The sequence below is a fragment of the Allobosea sp. GW823-FHT01F03 genome (genome assembly GCF_058798075.1).
In genome coordinates this window covers 1,757,874-1,773,136 of sequence record NZ_CM179505.1, presented here as the reverse complement: position 1 = coordinate 1,773,136, position 15,263 = coordinate 1,757,874, and the positions used below count along the sequence as shown (strand labels likewise).

General features: G+C 67.9%; 11 protein-coding genes. 6 read left to right on the top strand and 5 right to left on the bottom strand.

Annotated elements, in window-relative coordinates:
* Nucleotide 1 precedes the first annotated feature (1 nt).
* From AC3RCC_RS08290 to AC3RCC_RS08270, 5 genes are all read right to left on the bottom strand, one after another.
* Entirely contained in the window at nt 2-1,045 is a 1,044-nt protein-coding gene (locus AC3RCC_RS08290) for a TRAP transporter substrate-binding protein (protein WP_492258135.1), read from the bottom strand.
* 147 nt (nt 1,046-1,192) lie between these two features.
* Complete coding sequence (locus tag AC3RCC_RS08285) at nt 1,193-3,259, bottom strand: hydantoinase/oxoprolinase family protein (protein ID WP_492258134.1); 2,067 nt, start codon at nt 3,257-3,259, stop codon at nt 1,193-1,195.
* Between the two features lie 16 nt (nt 3,260-3,275).
* On the bottom strand, nt 3,276-4,916 hold the full coding sequence (locus tag AC3RCC_RS08280) for a hydantoinase B/oxoprolinase family protein (protein WP_492258133.1): 1,641 nt from the start codon (nt 4,914-4,916) through the stop codon (nt 3,276-3,278).
* Between the two features lie 148 nt (nt 4,917-5,064).
* A complete protein-coding gene (locus tag AC3RCC_RS08275) occupies nt 5,065-5,979 on the bottom strand; it encodes a LysR family transcriptional regulator (protein ID WP_291637139.1) in 915 nt (304 codons plus the stop codon).
* A 42-nt stretch (nt 5,980-6,021) separates the two neighbouring features.
* On the bottom strand, nt 6,022-6,834 hold the full coding sequence (locus tag AC3RCC_RS08270) for an IclR family transcriptional regulator (RefSeq protein WP_492258132.1): 813 nt from the start codon (nt 6,832-6,834) through the stop codon (nt 6,022-6,024).
* A gap of 218 nt (nt 6,835-7,052) precedes the next feature.
* On the opposite strand from AC3RCC_RS08270, the gene AC3RCC_RS08265 reads away from it, so the two are divergent.
* The 6 genes from AC3RCC_RS08265 (at nt 7,053) to AC3RCC_RS08240 (ending at nt 15,186) form a co-directional block, all read left to right on the top strand.
* Nucleotides 7,053-8,609, top strand: coding sequence for an ABC transporter substrate-binding protein (locus AC3RCC_RS08265; RefSeq protein ID WP_291637143.1), 1,557 nt, complete (start codon nt 7,053-7,055; stop codon nt 8,607-8,609).
* Nucleotides 8,610-8,785: 176 nt separating this feature from the next.
* Nucleotides 8,786-9,763 carry an ABC transporter permease gene (locus AC3RCC_RS08260; protein WP_492258131.1) on the top strand — a complete coding sequence of 326 codons (978 nt, stop codon included), beginning with the start codon at nt 8,786-8,788 and terminating at the stop codon, nt 9,761-9,763.
* Between the two features lie 142 nt (nt 9,764-9,905).
* Complete coding sequence (locus AC3RCC_RS08255; RefSeq protein WP_492258130.1) at nt 9,906-10,742, top strand: ABC transporter permease; 837 nt, start codon at nt 9,906-9,908, stop codon at nt 10,740-10,742.
* Nucleotides 10,742-12,349, top strand: a complete 1,608-nt coding sequence (locus AC3RCC_RS08250; protein ID WP_492258129.1) for an ABC transporter ATP-binding protein — start codon at nt 10,742-10,744, stop codon at nt 12,347-12,349. The genes AC3RCC_RS08255 and AC3RCC_RS08250 overlap by 1 nt, the downstream gene beginning before the upstream one ends.
* A 185-nt stretch (nt 12,350-12,534) precedes the next feature.
* Nucleotides 12,535-13,419 carry a DMT family transporter gene (locus AC3RCC_RS08245; RefSeq protein ID WP_452119406.1) on the top strand — a complete coding sequence of 295 codons (885 nt, stop codon included), beginning with the start codon at nt 12,535-12,537 and terminating at the stop codon, nt 13,417-13,419.
* 174 nt (nt 13,420-13,593) lie between these two features.
* Nucleotides 13,594-15,186 (top strand): gamma-glutamyltransferase family protein, encoded by a 1,593-nt coding sequence (locus AC3RCC_RS08240; protein WP_492258128.1) that lies wholly within the window; start codon nt 13,594-13,596, stop codon nt 15,184-15,186.
* Nucleotides 15,187-15,263: the final 77 nt, after the last annotated feature.

Genomic DNA, 15,263 nt, shown 5'->3' with positions numbered 1-15,263 from the left:
ATCAGGGAGCCGCGGTGACGCCGGCGACCTTGCCGACCGTGGCGTTCCACTGCTCGACACAGGCCTTGTCGCAGCGGCCCGCCCACTTCTTCAGCACGACATCCTGGAGGATGCGCTTGCGCTCGGCCTCGTCGGCCACCGAGGGCTCGACCAGCGCCATGGCGGCAGGGGCGCCATAGGGGCAGGCGGCGCGGCCCGTATTGCAGTCGACGCCGGCCTTGTCGTCGGAGGCGGCCAGCGCCCAGAGTTCCTGCTCCAGGGTGCCGACGGCCTTGCGCGTCGCCTCCTGGCGATCCTTCGGCAGCGCATCCCACTTCGCCTTGCTGGCGGCGATCAGGGTCAGGCCCCAGCCGAAGCGCATGGTGTAGAGGTTCTTGGTCACCTCCGGCCATTTGAACGAATAGCCGGTCAGCGTGCCGGTGATGCCGCAATCGACCACGCCGCGCTGCAGCGAAGGCACGACCTCGGCCAGCGGCACGCTGACGCCGACCGCCCCGGCCGCCGAGATGAAGTCGTTCATGCTGGCGCCGTAGAAGCGGACCTTGCGGCCCTTCAGATCGGCGAGGCTCTTCACCGGCTCGCGGCAATAGAGCACCTGGCTCGGATTGGGATAGGCGCCGAGCAGAACGAGATTGTGCTTCTTCAGCAGCGTCTCGGCGACGGCCGGGCGGTAGGCGTCGAGCGCCTTCTGGCCGGTCGGGATGTCCTGGATCAGGGTCGAGAGCTCGAGTCCCTCGATCACCGGATCGTCCGCCACCGAATAGCCGACGACGATATGGGCGATGTCGAAGACGCCGAGCTTGGCGAGACGCAGCAGCTCGACGCCGGACAGTCCGAGCTCCGAATAGGAGGTGACCTGGGCCGTGACCTGCCCGCCGGTGAGCTCGCCGAACGTCTTCGACCAGAAAGGCTGCTCGACCTTGCCATAGGCATTGAGGTTCGACCAGGGCGCCACGACCTTGAGACTGGTCTGCGCGGCGGCCTGGCCGCTTACGGCCATGGCCGCAGTGATGAAGGCTCCTCCGAGCCAGTTCAGGACGGACATGACACGACCCCTCTTCTTGGTTGTAGCTTTCGGTTTCCCTGCTGAAATACCTTGAGTTTTCAGCAGCTTGATCGTCAAATACCCAGTTCGTATACGATTATTAGCCTGCGCATATGATGCCTCCGAAAACGGCGAAAGCGCCGGGTTTCAGGCACCGGGCCGCGGCTTCAGCGCAATGTCGAGCCAGCCGAGCCCGTTGACACTCAATCTGTCCCCATCATTCAGCACCACGGTGGTGGTCTCCGCCTCGACGATGGCGGGCCCCTCGACCGCGTTGCCGGGGCCGAGCGTCTCGAAGCGGAAGACCGGCACCTCGCGCCATTCGCCGAAAAAGGCACGGCGCATCCCGGCCGGCTGCGGCGCCTCGCCGGCAACCGCGAGGCCCGGCTCGTCGCGCGGCGGCTCGACCAGGCCGACGGCCGCGACGCGGGCATTGACCAGCACCACCTCCTGGCCGGGCGAGCAATAGGTGTAGAGCTCCTCATGGCGGCGATGGAAGCGCTCGACCAGTTCGGTCATCGCGCCCGCATCGTCGAGGTCGAGCCCGTCGAGCGGCACGTCGACCTCGAAGATCTGCTCGCCATAACGCATCTCGGCCGAGCGCTCGATCCGGATCGGTCCGTTGAACCAGGACTTCAGATGCGCCGTCGCCTCGCCCGCCAGGCTGTCGAAGGCGGCACGCAGCGCCTTGCCGTCGAGTTGCGCCATGTCGCCCAGATGGCTGCGGGTGACCTCGTAGCGCAGGTCGCTGGCGAGCATGCCCCAGGCCGAGAGCACCGAGGCGACGGTCGGCACCACGACCCGGCGCATCTCCATCTCGCGCGCCACCTCGACAGCGTGCAGACCGGCCGCCCCGCCGAAGCTGAGCAGGGTATAGCCGCGCGGGTCGACACCGCGGCGCAAGGTCATCAGGCGGATACCGTCGGCCATTTTCAGATTGATCAGCCGGTAGATGCCGGCGGCGCAGTGCATCCGGTCGATGCCGAGCCGGGCCGCGAGCCGGTCGACGGCGGCTTCAGCCGCTGCTGTATCGAGCTTGCGGCGCCCGCCCATGAAGGTCTCGGCGCCGAGATAGCCGAGCAGCACGTTCGCGTCGGTGACGGTCGGCTCCTCCCCGCCATTGCCGTAGCAGGCCGGCCCCGGGACCGAGCCGGCGCTGCGCGGGCCGACATGGAAGGTGCCACCGGCATCGGCATAGGCGATCGAGCCGCCGCCGGCGCCGATACTGGCGATGTCGAGGCTGCGCAGCGCGATCCGCTGGCCGGCGAGGCCGCGCTCGGCCGACAGCGCGATCTCGCCATCCTCGATCAGCGAGATGTCGGTGCTGGTCCCGCCCATGTCGAAGGGCACGAGATTGCGGGTCTCGATCAGTTCGGCGACGCGGCGCGAGCCGGCAATACCGCCGGCCGGGCCGGAGAGCACCGTCGCGGCGGCGAGCCGCGCGGCCTCCTGCAACGGCGCCATGCCGCCATGCGAGAGGATGATGAAGAGCGAGCCGGCAAAGCCCGCCTGTTCCAGCCGCGTCTCGAGGCTCTGCAAGTATTTGCGCACCGCCGGACCGACATATGCGTTCACCACGGTCGTCGAGACGCGCTCGTATTCCTTGATCTGCGGCAGCACCTCGCTCGACAGCGAGACGAAGGCCTCCGGCAGGGCTTGCGCCAAGGCCAGCGCCGTCTCGCGCTCATGCGCGGCGTTGCGGTAGGAATGCAGGTAGCAGATCGCGACCGAGGTCACGCCCTCCTGCTTCAACCGCGCGATCTCCGCGTCGAGCGATGCCTTGTCGAGCGGCACGGAGACGCTGCCGTCGAAGGCGATGCGCTCCTTGACGCCGCGCCGCAGCTGGCGCGGCACCAGCGGATCCGGCGGCGGCAGCAGGAGATTGTAGCGCTCGGGCTTCAGCCCCTCGCGCATTTCCAGCACGTCGCGATGGCCCTGCGTCGTCAGCAGGCCGACCTTGGCGCCCTTGCCTTCGAGCAGCGCGTTTGTCGCGACCGTAGTGCCGTGGACGATACGCTCGATCGCCGCCAGGAAGCCCGGCAGGTCGAGCCCGACCCGCCCGGCCAGATCGGCGAGACCGTTGAGTACGCCGATCGACTGGTCCTGCGGCGTCGAGGGCGATTTGGTGAAGGTGGTGACGCCGGCCTCGTCGATCGCGACGAGATCGGTGAAGGTTCCGCCGACATCGATGCCGACGCGGAAAAGCTTGGTCATGACGCGTGGGCTCCGCTCAGGCGCTCGTGAATTCGGTGTCGATGTCGCGCTGTCGCGCTTCGGCGGAGCGCCGTTCCGGCGGCCCCCAGCCGCCGCCGCCGGAGGAGCGGATCTCCAGCCGGTCGCCGGCCGCAATGCCGATGCCGAACTCCTTGGTCTTCAAGGCACGGCTGCTGTCCCCGGAGACGATCCGATAGTCATGCGGCGCGCCATCCTGCCCTCCGAGCATGCCGGCCGAACCGTGTTTGGCACCCTCGCCCGCAGTATGGGCATAGGCCGGAACCTCGACCACAAGGTCCATGCTCGTGCCCAGCCCGCCGCGATGCTCGCCATCACCGCCGGAGCCTGGGCGGAACTCATGGCTCTCGAAGCGCAAGGGGAAGCGCGCCTCGGCGACCTCGATGCTGCCGAACTTGATGCCGCCGACCGAATGCCATTCGCCGGCCGCCGACCAGCCATCGCCGCGCGGCGAGCCGCCGCCGCCCGGCCTTGCATGGAACATGTGCCAGATGAAGCGCTTGCCGGTACGCGGATTATCGCCCGTGATCGAGATCCGAAAGCGCCGTCCCCAGCCGCCCATCGCCCGGTCGGGGCAGGCCTGGCTCAGCGCCCGGATCACCGCCTCGACGATCTCGTTGGCGGGATGGGTGGTGCACAAAGTCACCGGAACATTGTCGTCGGCGCAGACGATCGTGCCGGGCTTGAGCTTCACCGAAAGCGGCCGGAAGCAGCCGTCATTCTTCGGGATCTCGGCATCGACGAGATAGGCGAAGGCCATCGCCACCGCCGCCTGGGTGTTGGCATGGGGCGAGTTGGCGAAGCTCTTCGACTGCGGATCGCTGCCGGTCAGATCGATTTCGAGATCGCTGCCCCGCTTGGTGACCTTGGCGACCACCTTGATGTCGGTGCGGCCACGCCCGTCATCGTCGAGCAGCGCCTCGCCATGATAGACCCCGTCCTTCCAGCTCTCGACGATGGCGCGCGACTGGCGCTCGGCGCCGTCGAGGATCGCCTCGATCGCATCGGAGACCGTGTCGGTGCCGACATCTGCGAAGAGCCGGCCGATCCGCTTCTCGCCGAGATGGGCCGCGCCGATCATCGCCGCGAGATCGCCGCGGAAATCGCGGGGAAAACGCACGTTCAGCGCCAGCATGTCGAGGATGTCCTCGCGCATCCGCCCGGCCTCGGCGAGGCGGATCGGCGGAATGCGCAGGCCTTCCTGCCAGATCTCGGTCGCCTGCGGGTTGTAGGCGCCGTGCGTCGCGCCGCCGATATCGCCCATATGGGCCCGCACCACGCTCCAGAGCAGGCGTCTGCCATCGCCATAGACCGGCACGAAGGCGGTCACGTCAGGCAGATGGCTGCCGCCGCAATAAGGGTCGTTGAGCAGGTAGACGTCGCCCGGCTGCACCGCGTCGCCGAACTTCTCCTCGACGGCGCGCACCGCCCAGGTCAGGGCGCCGACATGGATCGGGATATGGTCGGCCTGCGCGATCAGCCGGCTCTGCGGATCGCAGATGCCGATCGAGAAATCGCGGCTGGCGTTGAGGATCTGCGAATAGGAGGTGCGAAGCATCGCCTCGCCCATTTCCTCGACGATCGAAATCAGCCGGTGCTGGACGACGGATCGGGTGATCGGATCTACGGAATTGCTCACGCCTCGGCCTCTCATCGACGAAGGCGCTGGGATCGATATGATTATCGAGGCAACACCGACGCGATGAGGCTAGTTGCCGGCTCCGACCAGGGTCCAATATCGAGTTTCTATCCTATTATAGCGCTACGCATATCGCGCCGGCCGGCGTCTATACCGGCGTCGGGTCGAGATCGACGGCCTGCGTGATACGCGCCTCGTCGATCACGGCCAGCAATTCCTCAATCAGCACCGAGTGCCGGTCGCGCGGCCAGGCGGCATAGAGCTCGATCAGCGGCGTGTCGTCGAGGATCGGCCTGAGCACGACGCGCTCAGGGGTGAGATGCCTCGCCGAGCGCGGCACCAGCGCGACCCCGACCCGCGCAGCGACGAGCGCCAGCATCGTCACCATCTGGTGCGCCTCCTGGACCCGCGCCGGAAAAAAACCGGCGCTCTGGCACAGATGCATGATCAGATCGCGGAAACCCGGCGCCTCGTCGCGATCGAAGATCACCAGTGCCGCGCCGGCGAGATCGGCGAGACGGACCGCAGGCGAGGCTGCCAATGGGTGGCTCTCCGGCAGCGCCAGCAGGAAAGGCTCCTGATGGACGAGGCGGATGCCGAGCGTGTCGTCGAGGATCGGCGGGCGCACGAAGCCGAGATGGATCTCGCCCTTCTCCAGCGCCAGGAGCTGGGCGGGCGAGGACATCTCGCGCAGCGACAGCGTCACATCCGGCCAGCGCTCGTAGAAGGCTTCGAGGATCGGCGGCAGGAACTCGGCCGCCGCCGAGCCGGTGACGCCGATGACGAGGCTACCCTCCTGGCCCCGGCCGACGCGCTTGGTCATCGCCTGGGCGCGCGCCATCTGCTGCAGGATCTGGCGGGCCTCGCGCAGCAGCGTCTTGCCGGCGGGGGTGAGCTCGATCGGGCGCACGCTGCGGTCGAAGAGCGTGACCTGAAGCTCTTCCTCCATCGCCTTGATCTGCTGCGACAATGGCGGTTGCGCCATGTGCAGGATCTCGGCGGCGCGGCCGAAATGGCGCTGCTCGGCCAGCACGACGAAATAGCGCAGATGCCTCAGTTCCATGGCAAGGCTGATACAGGCCTGGGCCGGAGCCGCCAAGTCCGCTCAGTCAGGCAGAAGCCTGCTGCCGATCCGCCTGGCCGCATCGAACAGGGCCTCGAGATGCACGGGGTGACCGTCCGGCGCCACGATCGAGGTCAACGACGAAATGCTGAGCGCACCGGCGAGCGCGCCCGAACGGTCGAAGATCGGCACGCCCACTCCGGTCAGGCCGATGAAGAAATCGTCCGCGGCCAGCTCCCAGCCCTGGGCCCGGATCCGCTCGGCCTCACGCCAGAGCAGTTCGGGGTCGGTCTGGCTCGCCGGTGCGCGCCTGGGCATGTCGATCGACAGCGCGAGCCGACGCTGCTCGTCATCGAGATAGGCGAGCAGCACGCGCGGGCCGCCCCCGCAATTCAAGGGCGCCTGCGCCCCGACCGCGAACCAGGTCGCGTCGACATGTGGCAGCGAGGCCCGTACGCGATCGACGCAGAGACCGCGCCCGGCGACATGGACCCAGAGGAAGGAGGTCGCGCCGGTCTTCTCGGCGATCTCGGTCAGACAGGGGCCGGCGATATCGCGCAGTTCACGCCCGGTCGGGACGGCGCTGCCGAGCTCGGCGAGCCCGACCGCCAGAGCATAGGTCTGGGTGCGCTCGTCATGCTCGACCAGCTCGTTGAGCTGCAGCGTCGATAGCAGCCGCCTCGCCGTGCCCTTGTCGAGCCCCACCTGCCGCGAAAGCTCGCTGAGACCCAGGCGCGGCTGCTCCGGACGAAAAGCGCGTAGCAGCGCTATCGCCCGGTCGACCGCCCTGACGATCGGGACACCCGGCGGCAGGCGCGCTGCCCGATCTCCCCCCGCCCCATCGGTTGCGCTCACGATCCGCCCGTCACCTGAACACTCGCTGTGTCGCCTATTAACACAGCATGTCAGAGATTGACACGAATTTTGAGTCTCGCTTTCAATGGCACGGAGCTTGCCAATCGGCGTGTGATCGGGTGCGATCCCGTCAGGCCGCGGAGCAGGTCAAAACAGAGGTCGCCCCGGCAGCGCTGCCTGTTGCTGCCGGGAGCAGGCCAAGGGAACGGAGAACGACGATGACGGTATCGAGATTGGGACTCGCACTCGCCGTGTCGGTGCTGGCGCTCGGCGCCGCGACCGCGCAGGAGCCGAAGAAGGGCGGCACCGTCCATGTCGTGGTCCAGCCCGAGCCGCCGATGCTTATGCAGGGGCTGAACCAGAACGGCCCGACCAACATGGTCGCCGGTAACATCTATGAATCGCTGCTGCGCTATAATGAGAAGCTCGAGCCGCAGCCCTCGCTCGCCAAGAGCTGGGAGATTTCGCCCGACGCCAAGGTCTACACCTTCAAGCTCCAGGAGGGCGTGACCTGGCATGACGGCAAGCCCTTCACCGCCGACGACGTCGTCTTCACGCTCGACAAGTTCCTGCGCGAGGTCCATCCGCGCTGGCGCCCGATCGTCAACGCCCAGGTCGAGAAGATCGAGAAGGTCGACGACCTCACCGTCAAGATCACGCTGAAGCAGCCCTTCGGGCCGCTGATCATGACGCAGGAAGTCGCTTCGGCGCCGATGATCCCGAAGCACATCTATGACGGCACCGATTACCGCGCCAACCCGGCCAACAACACGCCGATCGGCACCGGCCCGTTCAAGTTCAAGGAGTGGAAGAAGGGCTCTTATATCCACCTCGTCAAGAACGAGAACTACTGGCTGAAGGGCAAGCCGAACATCGACGAGATCTACTGGCAGATCATCCCCGATGCGGCGGCCCGCGCCGTCGCCTACGAGACTGGCAAGGTCGACGTGCTGACCGGCGGCTCGGTCGATGTCTACGACGTCGCCCGCCTCTCCAAGCTGCCCAATACCTGCATGACGACCAAGGGCTGGGAGATGTTCGCTCCCCATGCCTGGCTGACCCCCAACGTCCGCAACGGCATTTTGGGCAACAAGCAGTTCCGCCAGGGCCTGATGCACGCGATCGACCGCGAATTCGGCCGCGAAGTGGTCTGGGGCGGCCTCGGCAAGCTGCCGACCGGGCCGATTTCGTCGAAGACGCGCTTCTATTCCGCCGACGTGCCGAAATATGATTTCGACCCGAAGAAGGCGAAGGAGCTGATCAAGGCCTCCGGCTACAAGGGCGAGACGATCAAGCTGCTCAACCTGCCCTATGGCGAGACCTGGAGTCGCTGGTCCGAGGCGATCAAGCAGAACCTCGAGGATGTCGGCGTCAAGGTTCAGATCGAGAACACCGACGTGCCCGGCTGGACCCAGAAGGCCAGCAACTGGGACTTCGATCTCAACTTCAACTTCCTCTACCAGCTCGGCGACCCCGCAATGGGCGTGGCGCGCAGCTACATCTCGTCCAACATCGCCAAGGGCAATCCCTTCGCCAATGTCGGCGGCTACTCCAATCCGGAGGTCGACAAGCTCTTCGCCGAGGCCGCGATCGCGCCCACGGATAAGGAGCGGCAGGAACTCTATACGAAGGTGCAGAAGCTGCTCGCCGACGAGTTGCCGGTGCTCTGGCTGCTCGAGATGGATTTCCCGACCATCTATCGCTGCAACGTCAAGAACCTCGTCACCACCGGCGTCGGCGTGAACGACGGCTTCCGGGATGCCTGGAAGGAGTGATGCCTTCGACCGCCGCATCGTACCGTCATGCTCGGCCTTGTGCCGAGCATCCACGTCTTGAACTCCGCCCTCGACCAATGAAGACGTGGATGGTCGGGACAAGCCCGACCATGACGGGTGAGGCCCTCGCGGCCTGCGATCGATCGGCAGATCGCCAGTCTCTTCGGATCGTCTGAATGAACCTGCCCCAGTTCCTTGCCGGCCGCTTCGCGAAGGGGGTCGTCGTCCTCTTCGCCATCGCGGTGCTCAATTTCTTCCTGATCCGGGCCGCGCCCGGCGACCCCGCACAGGTGCTGGCGGGCGAGGCCGGCGCCGCGGACGAGGTGCTGCTGCAGCAGCTGCGCGAGCGCTTCGGCCTCGACCAGCCGCTGCTCCAGCAGCTCTGGATCTATCTCAAGGGCTACGCCTCGCTCGATCTCGGCTTCAGCTATCGCCAGCAGCGCCCGGTGCTGGACCTGATCCTCGAGCGCCTGCCGGCGACCCTGCTGCTCACCGGCGCCGCCTTCATCGTCTCGCTCGGGCTCGGCACGCTGATGGGCGCGCTCGCCGCCCGCCGGGCCGGGCGCTGGCAGGACAGCCTGATCACCACGCTGGCGCTCGTCTTCTACGCGACCCCGCTGTTCTGGGTCGCGCTGCTGAGTCAGATCGCCTTCGCGCTGAAGCTCGGCCTCGTTCCCAATGTCGGCTACGAGACCATCGGCGCGAATTATACCGGCTTTGCCCGCGCGCTCGACATCGGTCGCCACCTCATCCTGCCGGCACTGACGCTCGGCCTGTTCTTCACCGCGCTCTATGCCAGGATGATGCGGGCCTCGATGCTGGAAGTGGCCGGCGCCGATTTCGTCAAGACCGCGCGTGCCAAGGGACTTTCACCGGCGGTCGTCTCGCGCCGGCATGTGGCGCGCAATGCGATCCTGCCGGTGGTGACGCTGGCCGGCCTGCAGGCGGGCCAGCTCGTCGGCGGCGCCGTCCTGACCGAAACCGTCTTCGCCTGGCCGGGCATCGGCCGGCTGATGTTCGACGCGCTGGTCCAGCGCGACTATTCGGTGCTGCTCGGCGTCTTCTTCATCTCCTCGGCCATGGTCGTCGGCTTCAACATCCTGACCGACCTCGTCTATCGCCTGGTCGATCCGCGCATCGAGGCAGCGTCATGATCCGATCCGCCTTCCCGTCATGGTCGGGCTTGTGCCGACCATCCACGTCTTCGCCTCAGCCAACCACAGCGTCACAAAGCGTGGATGCTCGGCACAAGGCCGCGCATGACGGAGTGTGTCTGGTCGCAGCGGAGGCGACGTCATGAGCTTCCTGAAGCGCTTCGCCCGCAATCGCGGCGCCGTGATCGGCGTGCTGATCCTGCTCGTCGTGATCGCCTTCGCGCTGCTCGCGACCTGGCTCTACCCGCAATCGCCCTGGCGCACGGTCGGCCGCCCCTTCCTCGCCCCCTTCGTGATGGAGCGCTTCCCGCTCGGCACCGACACGCTCGGACGCAATCTCGCCTCGGGCCTCGTCCATGGCGCCCGCGTCTCGCTGATGATCGGCGTGGTCTCGACGCTCGTCGCGCTGCTGATCGGCGTGCCGCTCGGCGCCGTCGCCGGCTATGCCGGAGGCTTCGTCGACGATGCGCTGATGCGCTTCACCGAGTTCTTCCAGACCATCCCCTCCTTCGCCCTCGCCATCGTCATGGTCGCGATCCTGCAGCCGCAGCTCGGCTCGATCGTACTCGCCATCGGCGTCGTTTCCTGGCCACCGGTGGCGAGGCTGGTGCGCGGCGAGGTGCTCTCGCTGCGGACGCGCGAATATGTCCAGGCCGCCGTCACCATCGGCCAGTCGACGCCGCGCATCATCTTCAGCCAGGTCCTGCCCAACACGCTGGCGCCGATCATCGTCATGGGCTCGCTGATGATCGGCTCGGCGATCCTGCTGGAATCCTCGCTCTCCTTCCTCGGCCTCGGCGACCCCAATCTGATGAGCTGGGGCTATATGGTCGGCGCCGGACGGACCCGGCTGCTCGACGCCTGGTGGATCAGCTTCTTCCCGGGGCTCGCGATCTTCCTCACCGTGCTCGCCCTCAACCTCGCCGGCGAAGGGCTGAACGATGCCCTCAATCCGCGTCTAGCCCGGGAGCGGGAATGATGGTGGCTCCGGCTCTCGCCGTCGAAGGGCTGCGGCTCGCCCTCCCCGCCCTCGCCGACCGCCCCTATGCTGTCGAGGACGTGACTCTCTCGATCGCACCCGGCGAGACGCTCTGCGTCGTCGGCGAATCCGGCTCGGGCAAGTCGATGCTGGCCCATGCCGTGATGGGCCTCCTGCCCAAGGCGGTGAAGCCGGCCGGCGGCGCGATCCGGCTCGCCGGCCGCGACCTGCTCTCGCTCGACGAGGCGGCGATGGAAGGCGTGCGCGGCCGCGAGGTCGGCATGATCTTCCAGGAGCCGATGACCTCGCTCAACCCGGTGATGCGGGTCGCCGACCAGATCGTCGAGACCTTCGAGGCGCATGGGTTGCTGAGCAAGCCCGAGCGCTATGCGAGAGCCGTCGCGCTCTTGACCGAGGTCGGCCTACCCGAGCCCGAGCGGCTGGCGCGCGCCTATCCGCACGAGCTCTCAGGCGGCCAGCGCCAACGCGTGATGATCGCGATGGCGCTCGCACTCGAACCGAAGCTGCTGATCGCCGACGAGCCGACCACGGCGCTCGACGTGACGACGCAGGCCCAGATTCTCAAGCTGATCGACAATCTCCGCCACAAGCACGGCACCGCCGTGCTGTTCATCACCCACGATATGGGCGTCGTCGCCGAGATCGCCGACCGCATCGCCGTGCTCGAAAAGGGCGTGCTGGTCGAGGAAGGCACGGTCGACGAGGTACTCGGCGCGGCCCGCCATCCCTATACCCGGAAGCTGCTCGCGGCCGTGCCCTCGCTGACGCCGCCGGAACGGCCGGCGCTTCCCGACACCAAGCCGGTGCTGACCGTCGAGAAGCTCGGCAAGGTCTACCGCAAGCGCTCCCTCTTCCGTCCCGGGCGGGAAGTGAAAGCGGCCGACGATGTCAGCTTCACCCTCGCCCGCGGCGAGACGCTCGGGCTCGTCGGCGAATCCGGCTCCGGCAAGTCGACCGTCGGGCGCTGCTGCCTGCGCCTGATCGAGCCCGATGGCGGCAGGATCACGCTCGGCGACCTCGTGCTCAGCGATCTCGGCGCCGCCGCCTTGCGCCAGCACCGCAAGCGTATCCAGATGGTCTTCCAGGACCCGTTCGCCTCGCTCAACCCGCGCCAGACCGTCGGGCGCATCATCTCGGACGGGCCGGTCGCGCATGGCACGCCGCGTTCCCAGGCGCTGGCGCGGGCGAAGGAGCTGCTCGAGCTGGTCGGGCTTTCGGCCAATGCCATCGACCGCTACCCGCACGAATTCTCCGGCGGCCAGCGCCAGCGCATCGGCATCGCACGGGCCCTCGCCCTGGAGCCCGATGTGCTCGTCGCCGACGAAGCCGTCTCGGCGCTCGACGTTTCCGTCCAGGCGCAGATCCTGACCCTGATCAAGGACATCCAGCAGCGGCTCGGCCTCGCCATCCTGTTCGTGACGCATGATCTGCGCGTCGCCGCCCAGATCTGCGACAAGATCGCGGTGATGCAGCGCGGCAGGATCGTCGAGAGCGGCCCGACGGCCGCCCTCTTCGCCGCACCTCAGCATGACTATACCCGCCAGCTCCTCGCCGCCGTCCCCGGCGGCAAATGGTTCGGGCGGTAATCACGCTCGTTATGGCCGGGACAAACCCGACCATGACGAAGGAAGACCTGAGCGCCCCTGATCCGGCCCTTCGAGCCACCTTCTCCCGCAAGGGGAGAAGGGAAAAGCGGCGCCCGTCTGCCGCGCATCGAGCCTCCATCGAAATGACATGACGCCCGCGTCCCGCCATCCCGCATAGTCTCGCCATGCCGCCCGCCCCTTCCCGCTCGCTTCTGCTCGTCCCGCTGCTCGGCCTGCTCTGGGGCTTCAACTGGCCGGCGGTGCGGATATCGCTCACCGAGATCGCGCCCTGGACGCTGCGCGCCGCCGGCATGACCTTCGCCGGGCTGGTGCTGGTCGCCGTCGCGCTCGCCCGCGGCATCCCGCTCGCCGTGCCAAGGGAGCAATGGTCGCGGCTGATCATCGCCGGCTTCCTCTCGATCGCGGCCTTCAACATCCTGCTCGCCTTCGCCCAGCTGATGGCGCCGACCTCGCGCGCCGCGATCCTGACCTTCACCATGCCGATCTGGGCGACGCTGCTCGCTCTGCCGATCCTCGGCGAACGCTTCGACCGGCGCCGGCTCCTCGGCCTCGGGCTCGGCATCTCCGGCCTCGTCTGCCTCGGCCTGCCCTTGATCCGCAGCGGCCAGTTCTCGCCCGGACTGGCACTCGCCTTGCTCGCCGCATTGAGCTGGGCGCTCGGCACCATCGTCACCAAGCGCTGGCCGGTGGCGGCGCCGGCGCTCACCATCGCCGCCTGGCAATTGCTGGTCGGCGGCGTCGCGGCCGGCCTCGGCATGCTCGTCTTCGAGGGCTTTCCCGTGCCAAAGCTGCTTTCGCCGAAGGTCGCGGCGGCACTGAGCTTCCACATCCTCGGCGCGCAGGCGCTCGCCTATTTCCTCTGGTTCGTCGTGGTCGCGCGGCTGCCGGCCGGCATCGCCAGCCTCGGGACCTTGATGGTGCCGGCGGTCGGCGCGCTCGGCTCCGTGCTGCTGCTCGGCGAGCGCCCGACGGCGACCGACTGGCTCGGCCTCGCCCTCGTCGTCGCGGCCTCCGGTGCGATCATGATCCCGGCTTCGCGCAAGGCATAGCCGGCCAGCCTCGGAGACGGCCGCGAAGGCTTGTCGAAGCCGGCGCTTCGCGGCAGGGTCTGGGCGCTCGCCCGTTTGCCGGCCGCGCTCGGATTTCACCAGTCACCCGGTCGGCCCCGCCGCTTCTCGCCCTGCCGCGCGTCCGTGCGCAAAAACTCCGCTGAAGGCCTCGCCATGAAATTCCCGATCGACGCGCCCTACCCGTCCCGGCGCTCTCCCGTCCTCGCCCGCAACCTCGTCGCGACCTCGCATCCCCTGGCGACCGAGGCCGGCCTCTCGATGCTGCGCAAGGGCGGCAATGCGCTCGATGCGGCGCTCGCCGCCGCGATCACCCTGCCGGTGGTCGAGCCGACCGGCAACGGCCTCGGCTCCGATGCCTTCTGCATCCTCTGGGACGGCAAGGAGCTGCACGGGCTCAACGCCTCGGGCCGCTCGCCTTCCGCCTGGACGCCCGAGCGCTTCGCCGGAAAGGGCGGCATGCCGCAGCGCGGCTGGGAGAGCGTCACCGTGCCGGGCGCCGTCTCGGCCTGGGCCGAGCTGTCGCAGCGCTTCGGCAAGCTGCCCTTCGAGACCCTGTTCGAACCGGCGATCGACTACGCCTCGCGCGGCTTCCACGTCACCCCGATCATCGGCGAGCTCTGGCGGCGTGGCGCCAGCACGCTGAAGGAGCAGCCCGGCTTCGCCGCGCATTTCATGCCGGGCGGCAGGGCGCCGCTCGCCGGCGAGATCTTCCGCACGCCCGATATGGCAGAGAGCCTGCGCCTGATCGCCGAGACGCGCGGCGAAGCCTTCTATCGCGGCGCGCTCGCCGGCAAGATCGCCGCCTTCGCGCGGCAGCATGGCGCGGCCCTGACCGAGGACGACCTCGCCGCTCATCGCAACGACTGGTGCGGCACGATCAGCCAGCGCTTCGGCGAGGCGGCGCTGCACGAGATCCCGCCCAACGGCCAGGGCATCGCCACGCTGATGGCGCTCGGCATGCTCAGCCAGACCGATATCGCAGATTTTGCGCCCGACAGCGCCGAGGCGCTGCATCTCCAGATCGAGGCGATGAAGCTCGCCTTCCTCGACGTCGAGACCTATGTCGCCGACGAAGGCAGCATGCACGAGGTCAAGACGGCGCATCTGCTCGACCCGGCCTATCTCGCCTCGCGGGCAAGGCTCATCGACCGCAGCCGCGCGACCGAATTCCCGGTCGGCGCGCCGAAGCAGGGCGGCACGGTCTGCCTCGCCACCGGCGACGCCGACGGCATGATGGTCTCCTACATCCAATCCAACTATGCCGGCTTCGGCTCCGGCGTCGTCGTTCCCGGCACCGGCATCAGCCTGCAGAACCGCGGCTTCGGCTTCACCACGCAGGCGGGCCACCCCAACGAGGTCGGGCCGCGCAAGCGCCCCTTCCACACCATCATCCCCGGCTTCGTCATGGGCGCTTCCGAGCCGATCATGGCCTTCGGCCTGATGGGCGGGCCGATGCAGGCACAGGGTCACCTGCAGATGATGCTGCGCACCCAGCTCTGGGGTCAGGACCCGCAGACCGCCGCCGACGCGCCGCGCTGGCGCGTCATCGTGGGGCTCGACGTCGCGATCGAAAGCACGATGAAGCCGGACGTGGTGCAGAAACTCGGCGCGCTCGGCCACCGTATCGCGCTGGAGTCCCCCGATTCGAGCTTCGGCTTCGGCGGCGCGCAGCTCGTCCACCGGATCGCGGGCGGCTATGTCGGCGGCTCCGATTTCCGGAAAGACGGGCACGCCGCCGGCTTCTGAGCCATTTCCGGGCCGCTAACTACGACCAAATACCGGCGGCCGGCACTCTGGACGCAGCTTCGGAACTCCGCGCAGGA